This is a genomic window from Roseospira navarrensis, from assembly GCF_009601025.1.
Taxonomy (GTDB): domain Bacteria; phylum Pseudomonadota; class Alphaproteobacteria; order Rhodospirillales; family Rhodospirillaceae; genus Rhodospira; species Rhodospira navarrensis.
Genome location: NZ_WIVE01000072.1, coordinates 1 through 17,741, shown reverse-complemented (window position 1 = coordinate 17,741; position 17,741 = coordinate 1). Strand labels below are relative to the sequence as shown.

General features: G+C 67.7%; 11 protein-coding genes. 4 read left to right on the top strand and 7 right to left on the bottom strand.

Annotated features, from left to right (window positions below):
* Window positions 1–269: ATP-binding protein (locus tag GHC57_RS16575; protein WP_170294930.1), on the top strand; the 269-nt coding region annotated here is incomplete at its 5' end.
* Between the two features lie 214 nt (window positions 270–483).
* Here GHC57_RS16575 and GHC57_RS16570 read toward each other — a convergent pair.
* Window positions 484–1,422, bottom strand: coding sequence for a LysR family transcriptional regulator (locus tag GHC57_RS16570; protein ID WP_153346286.1), 939 nt, complete (start codon window positions 1,420–1,422; stop codon window positions 484–486).
* 84 nt (window positions 1,423–1,506) lie between these two features.
* Between GHC57_RS16570 and GHC57_RS16565 the strand changes: the two genes are divergently transcribed.
* Entirely contained in the window at window positions 1,507–2,559 is a 1,053-nt protein-coding gene (locus tag GHC57_RS16565) for a permease (RefSeq protein WP_153346284.1), read from the top strand.
* A gap of 59 nt (window positions 2,560–2,618) precedes the next feature.
* Here the strand turns inward: GHC57_RS16565 and GHC57_RS16560 are convergent, their stop codons facing one another.
* From GHC57_RS16560 to GHC57_RS16540, 5 genes are all read right to left on the bottom strand, one after another.
* Window positions 2,619–5,156, bottom strand: coding sequence for an arsenate reductase (azurin) large subunit (locus tag GHC57_RS16560; protein ID WP_153346282.1), 2,538 nt, complete (start codon window positions 5,154–5,156; stop codon window positions 2,619–2,621).
* A gap of 19 nt (window positions 5,157–5,175) precedes the next feature.
* Window positions 5,176–5,697, bottom strand: a complete 522-nt coding sequence (locus GHC57_RS16555) for an arsenate reductase (azurin) small subunit (RefSeq protein ID WP_153346280.1) — start codon at window positions 5,695–5,697, stop codon at window positions 5,176–5,178.
* 182 nt (window positions 5,698–5,879) lie between these two features.
* The gene (locus GHC57_RS16550; RefSeq protein ID WP_153346278.1) at window positions 5,880–7,217 is read right to left on the bottom strand and encodes a sigma-54-dependent transcriptional regulator; all 1,338 of its coding nucleotides are present in this window, start codon (window positions 7,215–7,217) and stop codon (window positions 5,880–5,882) included.
* Complete coding sequence (locus tag GHC57_RS16545; protein WP_153346276.1) at window positions 7,204–8,667, bottom strand: sensor histidine kinase; 1,464 nt, start codon at window positions 8,665–8,667, stop codon at window positions 7,204–7,206. Before GHC57_RS16545 ends, GHC57_RS16550 begins: the two co-directional genes overlap by 14 nt.
* On the bottom strand, window positions 8,664–9,557 hold the full coding sequence (locus GHC57_RS16540) for a substrate-binding domain-containing protein (protein ID WP_153346274.1): 894 nt from the start codon (window positions 9,555–9,557) through the stop codon (window positions 8,664–8,666). The genes GHC57_RS16545 and GHC57_RS16540 overlap by 4 nt, the downstream gene beginning before the upstream one ends.
* Window positions 9,558–10,127: 570 nt before the next feature.
* Between GHC57_RS16540 and GHC57_RS16535 the strand changes: the two genes are divergently transcribed.
* Both GHC57_RS16535 and GHC57_RS20485 read left to right on the top strand, forming a co-directional pair.
* A complete protein-coding gene (locus GHC57_RS16535) occupies window positions 10,128–12,671 on the top strand; it encodes a cation:proton antiporter (protein WP_153346272.1) in 2,544 nt (847 codons plus the stop codon).
* Between the two features lie 154 nt (window positions 12,672–12,825).
* Window positions 12,826–15,129, top strand: coding sequence for a mechanosensitive ion channel domain-containing protein (locus GHC57_RS20485; protein WP_211369228.1), 2,304 nt, complete (start codon window positions 12,826–12,828; stop codon window positions 15,127–15,129).
* Window positions 15,130–15,192: 63 nt separating this feature from the next.
* Here GHC57_RS20485 and GHC57_RS16525 read toward each other — a convergent pair whose 3' ends face one another.
* Window positions 15,193–17,100 carry a BCCT family transporter gene (locus tag GHC57_RS16525; protein ID WP_153346268.1) on the bottom strand — a complete coding sequence of 636 codons (1,908 nt, stop codon included), beginning with the start codon at window positions 17,098–17,100 and terminating at the stop codon, window positions 15,193–15,195.
* Window positions 17,101–17,741: the final 641 nt, after the last annotated feature.

The window sequence follows — 17,741 nt, the reverse complement described above, 5'->3', positions numbered from 1 at the left end:
GCGCCATGATCCTGACGTCCAACCGGGGCTTCGCCGAGTGGGGCGACGTCTTCGGCGATCCCGTCGTCGCCACCGCGTTGCTCGACCGCCTGCTCCACCACGCCGTCGTCATCCAGATCGAGGGCGCCAGTTATCGCCTGCGCCAGCACGCCAGCCTGATTCCGGAAAACACCCTGGCGCGGCCGTCGACGTCAACACAACCGGCGCCGCCAAAGCGCCGGGGCCGACCCCCCAAAAACAGGAGCCCAGATCAACAGCCCAGCCAATAACCCTTCTTACAATGTGGGGAAGATTCGCGCGCCACTTCTGGGGAAATTTCACGCGGCGTTGACAGGTTCGGCCAGGGCGGTCCAGTCATCAGGCGCCAGCGGCCGGTATCACCAGCATTTCGACGGCCATGGCGGTCTTCGCCCTGGTCCGCCGGCCAGTGTTCGTGCTGTCCGTCGCGCTTGGCCCTTTCGGGTCGCTGGCCGCCAGCCTGCATTATCTGGCCTGGGATCTGGGTGCGGCGCCCTGAGCCGACGTCCCTCGCTTCGGTCCCGGGTAGGCATTCCGGATGGCCTCGGCCATGGCGGCGCAGACGGGCGAGGCGGTCTCGCCGGGACACTCCAGCACCAGCAGCGAGTCGGACAGAGCCGGGAACCCCTCCGCCGCCGACAGGGAGAGCAGTCCGCGCCCGCGCCCCACGTGCGACGCCGGCAGCACCCCGACGGCAAGCCCCGCCTCCATGGCGGCCATGACCCCCGAGACACTCTCGCTGGAACAGACGATCCGCACGGATCGGCCTGCCGACTCCAACGCGTCCAGGGCACGCTCACGCCACCAGCACGCCCGATCGAACAGCGCCAGCGGGACCGGATCGACCTCCGGCGCGGGACCGTCCGGGGCCACCGCCCAGACCATGGCGTGCCGGTCGAGCACGGTGTGATGCGGGGACGGGTCGTCCACCGCATGGATCGCGAGGTCCAGGCGCCCGGCCGCCAGCGCCGCCGGGAACGTGACGGTGGATGCGCAGGTCAACGCCACCTCGACCTGCGGATGCGCGCGCGCAAAGGCCGCGATCACGCGCGACAGGGTGTCGCGATCGTGTTCCTCCGGGATGCCGACCCGGATGACCCCGCTCAAGGGCGCCGCGCGCAACTTTCCATAGGCCTCGTCCAGCAGCCCGACCACGCGACGGGCCACCGGCACGAGGCGCTCGCCCAACGGGGTCAGGGCGATACCGCGCCCATGGCGCACGAACACGGACCCGCCTAGCAGTGTCTCCAACCGCTTGAGCTGCAGGCTGGCGGCGGACTGCGAACGGCAGATCCGCTCAGCCCCCGCTGTGACGCTGCCGGTCTCTGCGATGGCGAGGAACGTCCGCAGCAGGTCGCTGTCGAGGCGCTCGGCACCGCCGTTCAAGCTATCAGTAATACTCATGATACTGATTTGAACAACTCGTTTTCCTCATGTCCAGCGCTGCGTGAGAGTCGGGACAGGAATCACGACCCTGGAGCCCCGATCATGAAAGCGACGACTCTCCTTGCGACCCGCGCAACGGGTGCGCTGTCAGCCCGCAGGACGGTCCCCGTCCTGATCGCGTTCGTAGTGGCGGGTGCCCTGTGTCTGTGGCCCGCGCAAACGGTCGCGGCCGTGATCCATGCCGTCGGCAGCCTGGTGTCCGTCGCGCCGCTGGTCGTGCCGGGGCTGGTGCTGTCCGCCTGGATCACGGCGAGTGGCGCGGCCGGGCGGGTCTCGCGCATGCTGTTGGGTCGCGGCGGCCGGACCATCGTCGTGGCGGCGGCCATCGGTGCCGTCACCCCGGTGTGCGGGGTCACCGTGCTGCCGCTGATGGCGGGGCTGCTTGCGGCCGGTGTGCCGTTGGCCCCGGTCATGGCGTTCTGGTTGTCCTCGCCGGTGACCGATCCGGGGATGCTGGCGGCGACGGCTGCCACCCTCGGTCCCGGGTTCGCCATCGGCAAGACCGTGGCGGCTTTCGGACTCGGTCTTCTGGGCGGGTTCGGGACCCACGCGCTGGCGGGGCAAGCTTGGACGGCAAATCCCCTTCGGTCCGGCATGCGGTGGAAACACCCGACGCCGCCCGGTGACTGCGGCTGCGAGGGTGACGCCGGCGTGCTCTGGGCGGTGTGGCGAGACCCGGCCCGACGGTCCCGCTTCGTTCGGGAAACGGCCGCCATGGCCCGGCTGGTGACCGTGTGCCTGCTGCCGGCGTTCGCGGCGGAGCACGCGCTGGGGGCGGTTCTGACGCCCGATGCGTTCGCGTCCACGCTGGGCGGGTCGAGCGCATGGGCGGTGCCGTTGGCCGTTGTCGTCGGCGCCCCCGCCTATATCGACGGCTATGCCGCGCTGCCGCTGACCCGCGCGCTGCTCGATCATGGCCTGTCGGAAGGGGCCGCGTTGGCGTTCCTGGTCTCGGGCGGTGTGGTGAGCATCTGGGGCGCGCTGGCCATCCTGCCCGTCCTGCGCCTGCGACCGTTCCTGTTGTATCTGGGCTTCGCGCTGGCTGGCTCCCTGGCCAGCGGGTGGGTTTACGGATGGGTGGGCGCCGGACCGTGACACCTCCCGACGGAGAGGTCCGCCGGGCGGTCAGGGTCACGGACCGGGCGAGGAGGCCCCTATCCGCGCGCGTACTCCTTGGACTTGAAGGTCAGATGGCCGACGCTGCGCGGCGCGTCGGCGATCTTGCGGATGTCGGCCCAGGTCTGCTTGTAGTTCGGGATCACCAGTTCATTGGTGCCGGCGTTGATGACGTTGCCCTGCACCCCGGTGGGATAGGCGAACAGCATGAAGGTCTCGCCTCGCCGGGCCGTCGGCGTGGGGTACACCATCGCCTGCGTCGAGCCGGAGTCGTTGAAGACCTCCACCAAGTCGCCGGCTCCGACGCCGAGCCCGGCCATGTCGTCGGGATTCATCTCGATGAACGGATAGGGCCAGCGGTCCTGAACGAAGTCGTTTTGCTTGTCCAGATAGGCGGATTGCCAGACCTGATTGGCGCGGCCGTTGTTGATGAGGAAGGCATACCGTTCCTTCTGCTCCGCCTTGCCGGGCGCCTGCAGGCCGCGCCAGGGGGCGTCCATGAACCGGGCCTTGCCGTCGTCGGTGGAGAAGACCCCGTCCGTGTACAGCCGCGGTGTCCCGACGATGCGTTCGCCGTCCAGGCCGGTTGCCGGCTCCTGGAAGCCGTTCGTGCCCATGTCGCGCAGCCGCGCATAGGTCACGTGCTCACCGCCATGGGCGTTGGCGTGGTAGCCGTCCATGAAGGCGTCCTCGTCCGTCTGCCAGTCGAAGCCCTGGAACTGGTCGGCGTAGGCCGCCTCGCCCATGTCGCGCAGCACCCGTTCCATGTGGTTGGCGAGGCGGGCCGCGATCAGGCAATCCGGCAGCGACTGGCCGGGCGGGTCCATGTAGCGCTCTGTCAGCCGCATGCGGCGCTCGCCGTTCATGGAGGTCAGGTTCATCTCGCCCGAGGTCGCCGCCGGCAGCACCACGTGGCAGGCCTCGCCGATGCGCGTGGGTACGATGTCCACGTCCACGGCGAACAGGCCGCCCTGTCGGATGGCGCCGACGATGGCCTCGACCATGCCGTCGCGGTCACCGGCCGGCACCGCGCTCATGGCGTCCTTCACCATGTCGGTGCGCTTCTTGTAGGCGGCCTTGAAGGCGTGCGCGTTCAGCGTGGTCTTGTAGTGGTCGCAGGCCCAGATGTGGTGGACGCCCCCCTGGCCGCCGATCAGCAGTTGGTCCACATAGGCCGCCGGCCGCCCCACATGGCCCTCGTTGGGCCGGACGTAGCCTTCCTGGTGCCCGCCCAGCCGCACGCAGCCGCCGCCCAGGCGGCCGATGTTGCCGGTGGCCAGCGCGATGTTCACCAGGGCACCGTTGGTGCGGTAGTTGTCGTTGCCCCAGATCAGGCCCTTCTCGTAGCCGATCATGGTGCGCCGGCGCGACCCGTCCTCCTTCGGCATGGCGATCCATTCGGCCGCCTTGATGATGTCGGCGGGGTCGAGGCCGGTGATCTCGGCAGCCTCCTCGACAGACAGCCGCGAGCCCTCGACGGCGTCCTCGAAGCTGGTCAGGTGACCCGGGTTGGACTCGGACACGCCCCGCGCCGGGTACAGCGGCGGGCGCTGGTTCGCCTCCCGCAGGGTCGACGCATCGATGAAGTCCCGGTCCACCCAGCCCTGATCGGCGATGTAGGCGAACAGGGCGTTGAACAGGGCCAGATCGGTGCCGCTGTTGATGGCGAGATGCAGCACGTTATCGGCCCCCGCCTCGACCTCGCAGGCGTTCACGGTGACCGTGCGGCGCGGGTCGATGATGATGATGCGGGCGGGCGCGTGGGCCTCGTCCGGCATCAGGCGCCGCTTCTTGTCCATGGAGGTGCCGCGAAGGTTGGGCACCCAGTGGTTCAGGAAGTAGTTGGTCTGGGTCTCCAGGCAGTTGGTGCCCACGGCCACCAGGGTATCGGCCAGTTCCGCGTCCTCGTAGGCGTTGTTCAACTCGCCCACGCCCATGTCGCGGGTGCCGTGGACCTCGGAGTTGTAGGCCGGCCGGTTGTGGATGCGGATGTTCTTGACCTTCATGGCCCCGAAATAGAGCTTGCCGGTGCCCCAGGTGTTCTCGTAGCCACCCCCGGCGCCACCGTGGTCGAAGGCCGAAACGATCAGGTCGTCCTCGCCGTTTTCCACGATGATCCGGGCGGTGACCCGCGCCACCAGATCGAGCGCGTCGTCCCAAGAGGTCGGCTGCATGCCGCCGTAACGCCACACCAGCGGATCGGTCAGGCGCTGCTGCTGGGTCGAGCGGGCCTCGGAGTGGCTCAGTTCCGCCATCCGCGCGCCGCGCACCGAGCCCAGGCCCGAGTTCACCACGCAGTCCACGTCCGGCTTGATGACCATGTGGACGTCGCGGCCGTTCTGCTTGACGATGTTGTACATGGACGGCGCGTACCATGCCGCCGTCTCGGCGCCCTGCTGCTCGGCCAGGTCCACGCCGAAGGCGTTCTGTCCGGGCGCCGTGCCGCCCTGGAGGTTCACCGGCCACGTGTAGGCCTGATAGCCGCACCCCACGATGCAGAAGTGGCAGGTCACGTTGTGCTGTTTCGCATCCGCGGGGATGATGGGCAGGCGGTCGATCTGTCGCTTGTAGGCCATGGCTTCCGTCTCCCCTCGATCACAGCACGTTGGACAGGCGGCCGTAGAGCAGCTCGTCGAGCCCCTCGGCGTGGATGTCGCCCGCGTCATCGACGCGCAGCGTGTACTGCGGCAGGTTCTGGGTGGCCTGCCCCCAGACCTGTTGGCCGCCTTTTTCGGGGTCGAACACCGAGTAGTGGCCGGGACAGTTGAGAGTGCGACGCTCGCCGTCGTAGCGCAGCGGGAAGCCCTTGTGTGGGCAGACGGTCGTGAAGCCGACGATGTCGCCGTCTGGACCGACGCCGCCCTCGACGGGCGTCCCCAGCTTGAGCAGCACGCCGGGCGCGTTGTCGTCGGGATAGGCGACACGGAGCGGCTGGTTGACCGTCAGGTCCGCGATGTTCGCAAGGCGGTTGGCGGGGTAGTCCACCCGGGCCGCCGCCGGCGCGGCCTTGGCCTCGCGGGGCATGGCACCGGCGGCGGCGGCTCCGGCCACGGCGAGACCGCTGCCGCGCAGGAACTGGCGCCGGCCCACATCAACCAGTCGATCACATCGTTTCATGGACAACCTCCCTGGCGTCGTTCTTGTTGACCAGGGAGCTGAGGCAATCGCCGTGCCAGGAGGTTGTTCCGGACGACCGCGCTGAAAACACAGGGCTTTGTCGCCGCCGCGCAGGCCCACCCCCGTCCGGATATCCGAACGCGGCAGTGGGGCGTTCGGATATCCGAACGCTTTGGGGCGGGCTATCCCGACAGGCCGAGCCGGCGCATCTTCTCCCACAGCGTAGTCCGGGAGATGCCGAGCAGCCGGGCCGCCTCGCGCAACTGGCCGTCCGCGTCGCGGATGGCGCCCTCGATGGCGCGCCGTTCCGCGGCGTCCCGAATGTCGGCCAGGGCGGCCGGCGCCTCCGGGTCTGCCCCGCCGCCCCCCGTCCACCGCGCAGGCGGGAACAGGTCCGCCGGCCCGAGCCAGGGCGACAGCCCCATGGCGACGGCGCGTTCGACGCGGTTGCGCAGTTCCCGCACGTTGCCGGGCCAGTCGTGGGCGCGGGCGGCCTCTTCCGCCAGGGCGCCCACGCCGCGCACAGGCCCGTCCGGATGCTCCGCGACGAACCGGGTGACGAAGCGATCGAGCAGCCAGCCGGTGTCCTCGGGGCGCGTCCGCAGCGGCGGGATGTCGAGGGTGAAGGTATTGAGGCGATACATCAGGTCGGCGCGGAACCGCCCCTCGGCCACGGCGGTGGGCAGGTCCGTGTTGGTGGCCGCGACCACGCGGGCGCGGAACGGCACGGGGGCCGTGGCCCCCAGGCGATGAAAGGCGCGCTCCTCCAGCAGACGCAGCAGCTTGCCCTGCAGCGCCGGCGGCAGGTCGCCGATCTCGTCCAGGAACAGGATGCCGTCCCGCGCCCGCTCCGCATAACCGGGATGGCGGGCGGCGGCCCCGGTGAAGGCCCCCTTCTCGTGGCCGAAGATCTCGCTCTCCAGCAGGTCGGCCGGAATGGCGGCGCAGTTGACGGCGATGAACGGCGCACCGGGCCGCGACAAGTGGTGCAGGTGGCGGGCGCAGACCTCCTTGCCGACGCCGGTCTCGCCGGTGATGAGCACGGGGCCGGATGCGCCGGCCAGCCGGGACAGGTCGCGCTCCAGGATCCGCATGACCGGCGAGACGCCCAGGACCGCGCCGTCCGTTGCGGCGGTCGAGGCATCGCCCGGGACCAGGGCGGCCAGCCGGCCGAGCAGCGTGCCCATCTCGAACGGCTTGGTCAGGTAGTCGGCGGCGCCGGCCCGCATCAGCCGCACCGCCTGGTCGATGTCGCCATAGGCGGTCATGAACAGCACGGGCGGCGATCCGCCCGCCCGGACCAGGGCCTCGAACACGGCTTCGCCGGACATGTCCGGCAGGCGGATGTCGCAGATCAGGACATCGGGGACGACGGGGCGGGACAGAGCCTTAAGGGCCTCCGCGCCGCTCTGCCACCACGACACCTGCAGGCCCTCCAGGGTCAGTCCCTGGGTCAGGGATTCGCCCATGACGGGATCGTCCTCGATCAGGCCGACGGAGTGTCGCTCAAGCACGGTCATCGGCGATCCCTTCCTTGGGGACGGGGATGTCCAGACGGATCCGCGATCCGCCGGGGGAGGCCCGGCCCACCGTGATGGTGCCGCCCAGGTCGTCCACGCTGCGCCGGATCATCCACAGGCCAAGACCATCGCTGCCAATCGGGGCCGCGCCCTGCGACCGGGTGAGAAGCGCGGCCGCGTCGTCCGGCAGGCCCGGTCCCTGGTCATGGACGATCAGACACAGCCCGCCGGCCTCGACGCCGATGCCGATGCCGACGCCGACGGTTCCTGCGTCCGGTGTGGCGGCGCTCGCGTTCAGGACCAGATTGAGCAGCGCCTGTCGGACCGGGGCACCGGGCAGCGCAATCCGGCGGTCGAGGCCGTTGTGCCACGTCAGACGCTGGCCGCGCCGCTTGATCTCGGGGGAGACCAGCAGACGCACGTCCTCCAGATCGGCCGGCGTCAGTCCGGACCCCAGACGCTCCGGCCGGTAGGTGTGCAGGGTGGCCGCGACGGCGTCGCGAATGCCGGTCAGACCCGTTTCCAACAGGCGGATGGAGGTCTCGCGCACATCCGGCCGGCTGTCGCCGTGCCGCTTGAGCGTGTCCAGCGCGGTAAACAGACCGCCCAGAGGGTTGTTGATCTCGTGCGCCATGCCCGAGGCCAGCCGGCCCAGGCTGGCCAGCCGCTCTTCCTCGGCCAGACGCTGCATCAGATGGGTGCGGGAGCGTTCGGTTTCCACGAGACCGTTGTAGGCGTCGATCATGCGACGGGACTCCGTGCCGGTCAGGGGCAGATCGGCGGTCGGGACGGGCTCGAACGGTCCGGAGATGCCGTCCACAAGGTGTCGCGTCAGGACCCGGGCCGGGGCGATCAGGCGCCGGACCAGCAGATAGCCGACGCAGGCCAGCGCCAGGGTCAGCAGAAGGTTGGTGACGACCAGCGTGACGATGACCTCCCGCCGCTCGCGGATCAGGGCCGTGATGTCCACCTCGGCCAGGATGGTCCCCACCGAAGTACCGGATACGGTCAGCGAGCGCCAAAGAAAGGCGCGGCCACGGGCGGCATCGATCACCGGCACGCGGCCCCCGATGGCGCGGGCGAGATCTTCCGGCGGCGGTTCCAGGACCGGGGCCGCCACCGGATCGCTGGCCGCCAGCACCAGACCCGCGTCGTCCACCACCACGGCCTGGATCGGCGACAGCCCACGGTAGGACACGGCCGCGCGGTCGAGGGTGTCGAACACTTCCCAGATGTCGTTGCGGAGGACCGCGGGCAGCAGCGAGGCCGCCAGTCCGTCCAGGTAGGTCTCGGCGAGGTCCGAGAGGTGGCGCTCCTGCATCGCCACCATGCGGGTGACCACCCGTTCCGAGACGAGGATGCTCACCCCCAGCAGCAGAACGAGCACCAAGCCGGGCACGGCGACCGTCAGCGGCATCCGGGCCAGCGTATCCGGAAGCGCCCGGATCATCCGGCGAGCCCCGCCTGCTCGACCTTCGCCGCAATGGTGTCATAGAGCGTGGCCGGACGCGCCGCGAACCCGTCCAGCCGCAGGCTGCCCAGGACCTTCTGGCCCAGCGGGTGGCGGTCCATGCCGAGCAGCGCGTCGGTCAGCCGTTTGACCGGGGCGCTGTCTCGCGCGGCGGCCGGACAGGCCACCGGCGGGAAGCCCAGCCACTCCGAACGGTGGACGACCGTGACGCCCCGGGCCAGCCCGGGTTCGACATCCCCGAGGACCTCCAGCACGTAGCCGTCGACGGACCCCGAATCCGCCAGTCCGGCGGCCACGGCGCGGATCACGTTGCGATGGCCGTACGTGAAGAACGTGCGGCGGAAAAAGGTCTCCGGGTCCGTGCCGCGCGCCGCCAGCAGAGCCCGCGTCACAAGATAACCGCTGTTGGAATCGGGATCCGAAAAGGCATGCACGTCGCCGCGCAGGGTGTCCACCGCCCCCGCGACGCGCCCGGCGCGCCCGATCAGGTAGCTCTGGTAAAGGCTGTCACCCTGCCAAACGGGCACGGCGACGAGAGAGAGGCGATCCCGGTAGGCAACAAATGGATAGCCGCAGATCCAGGCCGCATCGAGCCGGCCCGAAACCAGAAGGGCGGTGATCTCCTGATAGGTGCGCCGCATCACCAGCGTGACGGGAGCGCCGGTGGCCTGGGTGATGTAGGTCTTCAGGTCGGCCAGAAGCTGGACGTCGTTGCTCAGAAAAACGGGCGTCAGGCCGAACCGGAGGGGATTGTCCTGTGCCGGCGCCCCACGCGGCGCGGCCAGCGCGACCGCGCCCGCGACCCCGAGCAGGCGGCGCCGCGACCACACTCCGTCCGCGTCCCCGCCGCGATGGCGCGGATGTCTCATCCCGGCGCGCCCTTCCCTCGTCTCGGTCTTGTTTGAGCCGGATTCGAACCGTTCAGGGAGGAAGTCTACTCAGTGACTGGCCTTTTGTGGAGTCGCGTAACCGCAAAGTCGAGCAAATGTGTCGTCGTGCAAAGTCAGGCGATCCCCATAAGCGGGGCGCCATCACCCGACCGTCCGATTTGAGGGGCATGCTGGCCCTGGCGAACGGCTGGAGCGGGCGCGTTGTTGACAGAGAAAAAGGGACCGAAAGGCGACGGTCGGCTTTGGATCGGTCCGGGAAAGAAGCAGCGGACGATACCTCCCCAATGGAGTCATGGCTTTTCGTCTGCCAAGGGGTCGACGTTGATCGGCGGTGTCAGGCTACTATGCGGTCTTCGAACGAGGTGCACCTGCTTGGTGCCGGAAAAGGCGACACCGACACCCCGATGGACCCCGGATCGGTGCCGCCCTGACTCCCTTTGCAGGCAACGCCGTCATTTTGGTTGCGAAGGCTGAGAATACGCCCTCCATTCGGCCGCCCCCCGCAGCCCCCGGATTCCCTCGGCCTGCGTTTCCGGCTAGCTTGGCTGGATGGACATCGTCGTCATCACCACGATCATCGCCTCCCTGTTCGTGATCATCGGCATCGCCGAGCCGCTGGCCGCGCGTCTGCGCCTGCCCTACAGCGTGATCCTGGCCGGCCTTGGGGTGCTGATCGGCGTGGCCGCGATCTTCTTCCTGCGCACGGACCTGACCGACGCGCTCAATCCGGTGGCGGAAGCCATCCTGGGCCTGCCGATCCGGTCCAATGTCTTCCTTTACGTCTTCCTGCCGACCTTGCTGTTCCAGGCCACGCTGGGGATGGACCTGCGGCGCATGCTGGACGACTGGGTTCCGATCATGGTGTTGGCCGTGGTCGCCGTGGTGGTGGCGACGCTCAGCGTCGGCTATGCGCTGTCCTGGACCGGCGCCCTGCCGCTGGCGGCCTGCCTGCTGATCGGGGCCATCGTCTCGACCACCGATCCGTCCGCCGTGGTCTCGATCTTCCGGTCCATCTCTGCGCCGCGTCGGCTGGCCCGCATCATCGAGGGCGAAAGCCTGCTGAACGACGCCGCCGCCATCGCGCTGTTCGGCCTGTTCATGGGCTTCGTCATGCTGGGCGTGCCGGACCCGAACCTCGTCGACGCTCTGGCCCGGTTCCCGATGCTGATCGCCGGAGGGGCCTTCACGGGCTGGCTGCTGGCGCGGGTGTCGGTTTGGGTCATGGCGCTGTTCGGTCGCCATGAACTGGCGCAGATCTCCGTTTCGGTCGCGCTGCCCTACCTGGCCTACATCGTGGCCGAACAAAGCGTCGGCGCGTCGGGCGTGATCGCCGTCGTGGCCGCCGGACTCACAATGAACCTGACCGCCCCGGGACGCCTGCCGCCACAGGCCTGGACCAACCTGCGTGAGGTGTGGGAGGTGCTGGCGCACTGGGCCGGGGCGCTGATCTTCATCCTTGCGGCGCTGCTGATTCCGCGCCTGCTGGAAGCGGTCCGCCTGACGGATATCGCCCTGATCGGTGTGGTCATCGTCGCCGCCGTCGTCGCGCGTGCCGTGATCCTGTTCGGGCTGCTGCCTTTGTTGACGGCCCTGAAGCTGTCGCCGGCGGTCGAGCCACCCTATCGGGTCGCGATCCTCTGGGGCGGTCTGCGCGGCGCGGTCACGCTGGCCCTGGCTCTGGCGGTGACCGAGAGTGTGAGGGTTCCCGATGACATCCAGCGCGTGGTGGGCATCCTGGCGACCGGCTTCACGCTGTTCACCCTGATCGGGCAGGGCACGACCCTGCGTCTGATCATCGGCCGGCTGGGGCTGGACCGGCTGACACCGTTGGACGAGGCGTTGTCGCGCCAGGTGGTGGCCGTTGCGTTGCAGACCGTGCGGGAGGACGTGGCGCGCATCACCGAGACCTATGACCTGCACCATGACACTGTGCGCGCCGAGGCCAAGCGCTTCGGCGAGCGCCTTGAGACAGCCGTCACTTCGGCCGAGGACAGCGCCGAAATCCTGGACCGCGACCGCGTCACGCTGGGTCTGATTGCCCTGGCCGGCCATGAACGCGACACCATCGTCACCAGGGTTCAGGAACGAACCATGTCCCTGCGCATGGCCGAACAGGTGCTGGGGGACGCGGACCGCCTGATCGAAGGGGCGTATTCGCATGGCCGCAACGGTTATCAGCAGGCGGCCCGGCGGAGTGTGTCGTACGGTCGAACCTTCCGCGCCGCCGTGGTTCTGCACAGACGGCTTGGCCTGACATGGCCGCTGGTGCGCCTGACGGCAGATCGGTTCGAGCACCTGCTGTCCCAGCGCCTTATTCTGCGCGACCTGGGCACCTTCATAGACGGTCGCATCAGGCGCATCCACGGCCGCCGCGTGGCGGAGTTGCTCCATGAGCTGCTGTCCCGGCGCATCGAGGCGGTCGAGACCGCGCTTGAAGGGCTGCGGCTGCAATATCCCGGCTATGCCGAGGAACTGGAGCGCCGCTTCATCCGGCGCACGGCGCTGCGGCTGGAAGAACGCGAATATCTGACCATGCGCGATGATGGCCTGGTCGGCGCCGAGGTCTTCACCGCCCTGATGCAGGACCTGGGCAGGCGCCGAGCCGCCGACGAGGATCGTCCGCGCCTGGACATTGCCATGCAGCGCACAGAGCTGGTGCGCCAGTTCCGGCTGTTCACCGACCTCGACGAGGCCGCGCTCAGGCGCCTATGTCGGGTCTTGCGGACCCGCTATGTCAATGCCGGGGACGTGATCCTGCGCAAGGATGTCCCCGCGAAAGCCGTGTTCTTCATTGCCTCCGGCGCCGTGGAGATGACCAGCGCCGGGCAGACCTGGCGCTTCGGCCGGGGCGAGATGTTCGGGCAGACGGCGATCCTGATGAAGCGGACCCCGCGCGCTGAGGTGCGCGCCATCGCGCCGTCCACACTGCTGGAACTGGACGAAAGCCGATTCCGACGCCTGCTGGATCGCAGCAAGGCCATGCAGGACGGAGTTCGTGCCGGTGCCCTGAAGCGCGGCATCGATCCGGAAAGGCTGCTGTCCGGGACCAGTGCCCGCAAAATCGACAACGGTCTTGTTGCCGCAAGGAATTGAGCAGTGTGGAGCAAATGGAAAATCATCAGAGGCAATAAGCCGGTAAACCATATGGTTCTGTCCTTGTTCGGCCGTCACCAGGGTTTTGTCTCTGTGCTGTAGACAGGGTCATTGGCGGCTCGGATCGTTCGTCATGCAGACAGGAGGACGCCCCGTGCCTTGTCGTCTCTTTGCTGTCATTCTGATCACCCTTGTCAGCCTGGCTGCGCCCGTCGTTGCCCAGGACACCGCGTCGGCCCCCGAGGTTGCTCCCCAGGTTGCCCCCGAGGCGCCCCCCGGCGCGGCTTCAAGTGACGAGGGACCGACGGACGTCAACACGTCGCGTGATGCCGCCGCCCTTCTTGCAGAGATCCTTCAGGATGCGGAGGCGCGCCAGCGCCTGATTGACCGCCTGTTGAGCGAGGCCGCCGCGCCCGAACAGGATGCGGCGCCGGCCGGCGCCGTGGTGGACCCTGGCGCCACGGGGGATGCGGCGGCGCCCGCACGTCCCCCCTCCATCGCCCGCCAGGTGGCGGAGCGAACACAGGGCATCGCCGAAGGCGTGGTCGGGTTTGGCACGCGCCTTTATTCCTCCGTCGCCGATCTGGCGTCCGTGGCGACCGGCGAACGACAGGTGAAATGGGACCGTCTGGTGCAATCCCTGAGCCGGCTGGGGATCGTGGCGGCGGCAACCCTGATCGCGTTCTGGGTCCTCAAATGGATTGCGGCACGCTTTTTCCATGCCATGTCGCGCCGTGCAGAGGGGGCCGGCTGGGCTCGACGCGCGGGCATTCTGCTGTCCTCCAATCTGGTGGACGCCTGTTCCATCATCCTGGCCTGGGGCGGCGGGTACGCCTTTGCCCTGTCGCTGGGCGAGGGCGGGCGGATGCATGTCCAGCAAAGCCTGTTCCTGAACGCTTTCCTGATGATCGAGCTGGCCAAGGTTGTTCTGCGCGCCTTTCTTGCGCCGCGCTTCGGAACCCTGCGCTGGGTGCCGATGCCCGATGATCGGGCCGGTTACTGGTATTTTTGGGCGTCGCGTCTGATCGGTCTGTTGGGATATGGCATCCTGCTGGTCGTACCGATCGTCAACACCAACATCAGCTTTATTGTCGGCCGCAGTCTTCAGCTCTTGATCGTGGTGACCGCAGCGGTCATGGCCATCGCCATCGTGTTGCGCAATCGCAGGCCGGTGCGTGCTGCGCTTGAAGCCCGCCATCGCCGCCTGCCCGATGACATGATCGGCAAGGTCCTGTCGCTTTTGGGCAAGGTCTGGCACCTGATGGCCATGGCCTATGTCGCAGCCCTTCTGGTGGTCTGGAACGCGCGCCCGGTGGATGCTGTCGGGTTCATGCTGACGGCGACGGTGCTGACCGTGGTTTCGATCGCCGCCGGAACCCTGGCCATGATCCTGATGACCCGCGCGATCACCGGGGGCATTCGGGTTCCCGCCTCGGTCAGGGAGAGCCTGCCGCTGCTGGAAGGCCGCCTGAACGCCTTCATCCCGATGATCCTGAAGGGGCTGCGGATCGGCCTGTTCATCGCCGTTTTGATTGCCATCGGTCAGGCTTGGCATGTCATTGACATCAACGGCTGGCTGGCGACCGAGGCCGGTCGCGATATCCTCTGGCGCGCCATCGCGGCGACGGCGATCGTCATTATCGCTTTGGTGGTCTGGATCGCGGCCTCAAGCTGGATCGAATACACCCTAAACCCGAACGTCGGGCGTATCGCATCGGCCCGTCAGCGCACCTTGCTGTCGCTGTTCCGAAACGCGTTCATGGTCGGTCTGATTGTGGTGACGTCCATGCTGGCCCTGTCAGAGCTGGGCGTGAACATCGGCCCGCTGCTGGCGGGCGCCGGTGTCCTTGGCCTGGCCATCGGGTTCGGCGCCCAGAAACTGGTTCAGGACATCATCACCGGCGCCTTCATCCAGGTCGAGAACGCCATGAACGAGGGCGATGTGGTGACGGTCGGCGGCACCACCGGTGTGGTTGAAAAGCTCTCGATCCGTTCGGTCGGGCTGCGCGACGTTGCCGGCACCTATCATCTGATCCCATTCAGCTCGGTCGATGCGGTGTCCAACTTCATGAAGGGCTTTGCGTTCCATGTCGCCGAGATCGGCGTGGCCTATCGCGAAAACGTGCCTGAGGTGAAGGCGCTGATGCAGGTCGCGTTCGAGCGCCTGCTGGAGACCGACCATGGCTCCGTCATCATCGGCGAGCTTGAGATGCACGGCGTCACCGCGCTGGGGGATTCCTCCGTCGTGGTGCGCGCGCGCATCCGCACCCAGCCGGGCAGTCAGTGGGCCGTCGGGCGGGCGTATAACGAGATCGTCAAGGCGGTCCTGGACGAACACGGCGTCGAGATCCCGTTCCCGCATTTGACCGTCTACATGGGCGAGAACAAGGACGGCAGCGCACCGCCCATCCGCGTCCGGTCGGAGCAGGCGGGCGGCGATGGCCAGGGCGGATCGTGATCGACCGCCGTCCCGGTCACGGTCATGCCACCTGGCCTCCATCGTGATACCGTATCCGCAACGTCACGACTTGTCCGGAGCAGTCATGGGGCTGGCCTGGATCTGAGGCCGCCGTCGCATCTCGGCCTCGAATTCCTCGCGCGCCCGACGGGCAGCTTCCGACGCCTGGGCCCGGCGTTCATTGGCGTCGATGAGTTGCTCCTCAAGCGCGGCGCGTTTCTGACGCATTTCCAAGGTCTCGTCGCCACCGCGCGGCACGTCGGAGAGCTGCGCCAGGATCTGCCTTTGCTGCTCCCGCGCCTCCTGTGCCCGCGTCTTGGCCCGCTCAAACCGCGCCTGGGCGATGCCGGCCTCGGACCATGGGTCGATCCCGGTGATGTCCTCGATGTTGATGACCGGGAACTGATATTCGGTGTGGCGCTGAAGGTCCACGAACGCCGCCCGGATCGCGGACGCGCCCAGCAACACCGAAATCACGATCAGCGGCAGGCCGCCGACGATGGCCGCCGTCTGGAGGGTTTGCAGGCCTCCCAGCAGCAACAGGGTAATCGGCATCAGCGACAGCGCGAACGCCCAGAACAGGCGGTTCCAGCGCATCGGCTCCTCGGCCACGTCGGATTGCACCACGGCGGCGAGAATGTAGGAGATGCTGTCGAAGGTCGTCGCCGTGAAGATCACCGCGAGAACGGTGAACGCGACAATGACGACGGTCGCAAACGGCAGGGTGTCAAGAATCGCAAAGACCGCCGCCGGCCCCCCGGCGTCGAGGAGCGAGATCACGTCCAACGCGCCGGTGAGCTGAAGGTGCAGCGCGTAATTGCCCAGCACCATGAAGAACAGGAAGCAGCCCATGGAGCCGAAGAACAGCGAGCCGACGACCACTTCCTTGATCGTTCGGCCACGCGAAATCCGCGCGATGAAGAGGCCCATCGCGGGCGAGAACACGAGCCACCAGGCCCAGTAGAAGACCGTCCATTCCTGCGGAAAGCGCGTCTTCATGAAGCCGGCGAGGCCGGCGAACGGCTCCGTCCAGGTGGCCATGTCGAAGAAGTTCGACAGCATGCGGCCGAAGGCATCGATGCCGGTGTTGAACATGAACACCGTCGGCCCGACGACGAAAATAAAGGCCAACAGCGCCAGAACGCCCCAGAAGTTGATGTTGGAAAGCCGTTTGATGCCCTTGTCCAGCCCGGCATAGGCCGAATAGCCAAAGATGGCCGTGCAGACCAGCAGGACGATGATCTGCATGCCCGTCGACGCGTCGATGCCCAGCAGCACCGACAGGCCCTCGTTGATCAGCGGCGCCGCAAGGCCCAATGTCGTTGCGCCGCCACCCAGCAGGCCGAACACGAACAGGACGTCCACGACCTTGCCCGGCCATCCCTTGGCGCGGCGGTCGCCGATGGCCGGCGCCAGCGCGGTCGAGACCTTCAGGACCGGCTGGCGGCGAACATAGAAGAAGTACGAAATCGGAATGGCTGGAACCAGATAGATCGACCAGGCGATGGGACCCCAGTGGAACGGGCCGTAGACGGTGGACCACAAAACTGCGGCCTCGCTGCCACCCATCAGGTTGAACGGCGGGTTCTGGTAGTAGTACGCCCACTCGATGGGCGCCCAGTACAGGATGGAGGCGCCGATGCCGCCGCAGAACAGCATCGCCGCCCAGGAGGCGGTCGCGTATTCCGGTGCCTCGTCGGGCTCGCCCAGCTTGATGCTGCCGATATCGCTGAAGATCAGGTAGAGCATGAAAAAGAACGCGATCAGACCGATCGTCAGATACACGCCGCCCAGCGTATCGGTCATGAACAGCTTCGCCGCCGCGACCATCTCCGCGCCCTCGACCGGAAACACCAACAGCGGCACCGTGACGATGACCAACAGGCCCAGCGCGCCCGCGAACGTCGGCTTGTCGATGCGTGCATGCCAGGGTTGAGGTGGCGCGCTCGTCTCTTCGTTCGCTTTCGTCATCGATCCGAATCCCGTTTCGGTGAGGCATGGTGTGCTTGAGACGCACACCAAAACGACCTTTCAGGCAACCTGACCGGGCCGAATGCTTAGGTGGTGGAGGTGTCCGAGCGTATCACAGACCCGTGTTGGGGTGTCAGGAGTCTTTCGGGGCCGGATCGTCCGCGTCCTCGACCGCCAGTGACGCTTGGTCGAAGGCGGGGATTTGTTCTGTCGGATCAACAACAAGCTGGCTTTCCCCCACGTCCACTGCATTCCCGATCGCAATGACCGGGGCTGTGTTGGCTAGGTTGTAGCTCTCCTTCTGTTCGGCCGGAGGCACCGCGCGGACCCGCATGCGAAACGCGACGAAACCGATCAGACAGCAGTGAACCGCCCCGGAATTGCCGGAGGCTCCAGAGTCTGAGAGGGCGCGGCGCGCGCCATGAGCAAGACCGGGACCTCGACGAGGTATTCGCCTGATGTGCCCGAACGCGCGGTACGGATGGTGAAGAAACATGGGGGCGCCGATGCCTCCGAGGCTGTGTAACCTGATGTCTGGAAATTTTGCACGAGGGGGCGCACCTGGGCTGTGTAACCTGATGTCTGGAAATTTTGCACGAGGGGGCGCACCTGCATGCCCATCCGTGGGGCGCGCCCCACGG

Excerpts from the sequence above, each read along its gene's own strand:
- GHC57_RS16570 (WP_153346286.1), bottom strand. The coding sequence starts at position 1,422 with ATGAGTATTACTGATAGCTTGAACGGCGGTGCCGAGCGCCTCGACAGC.
- GHC57_RS16565 (WP_153346284.1), top strand. The coding sequence starts at position 1,507 with ATGAAAGCGACGACTCTCCTTGCGACCCGCGCAACGGGTGCGCTGTCA.
- GHC57_RS16560 (WP_153346282.1), bottom strand. The coding sequence starts at position 5,156 with ATGGCCTACAAGCGACAGATCGACCGCCTGCCCATCATCCCCGCGGAT.
- GHC57_RS16555 (WP_153346280.1), bottom strand. The coding sequence starts at position 5,697 with ATGAAACGATGTGATCGACTGGTTGATGTGGGCCGGCGCCAGTTCCTG.
- GHC57_RS16550 (WP_153346278.1), bottom strand. The coding sequence starts at position 7,217 with ATGACCGTGCTTGAGCGACACTCCGTCGGCCTGATCGAGGACGATCCC.
- GHC57_RS16545 (WP_153346276.1), bottom strand. The coding sequence starts at position 8,667 with ATGATCCGGGCGCTTCCGGATACGCTGGCCCGGATGCCGCTGACGGTC.
- GHC57_RS16540 (WP_153346274.1), bottom strand. The coding sequence starts at position 9,557 with ATGAGACATCCGCGCCATCGCGGCGGGGACGCGGACGGAGTGTGGTCG.
- GHC57_RS16535 (WP_153346272.1), top strand. The coding sequence starts at position 10,128 with ATGGACATCGTCGTCATCACCACGATCATCGCCTCCCTGTTCGTGATC.
- GHC57_RS16525 (WP_153346268.1), bottom strand. The coding sequence starts at position 17,100 with ATGACGAAAGCGAACGAAGAGACGAGCGCGCCACCTCAACCCTGGCAT.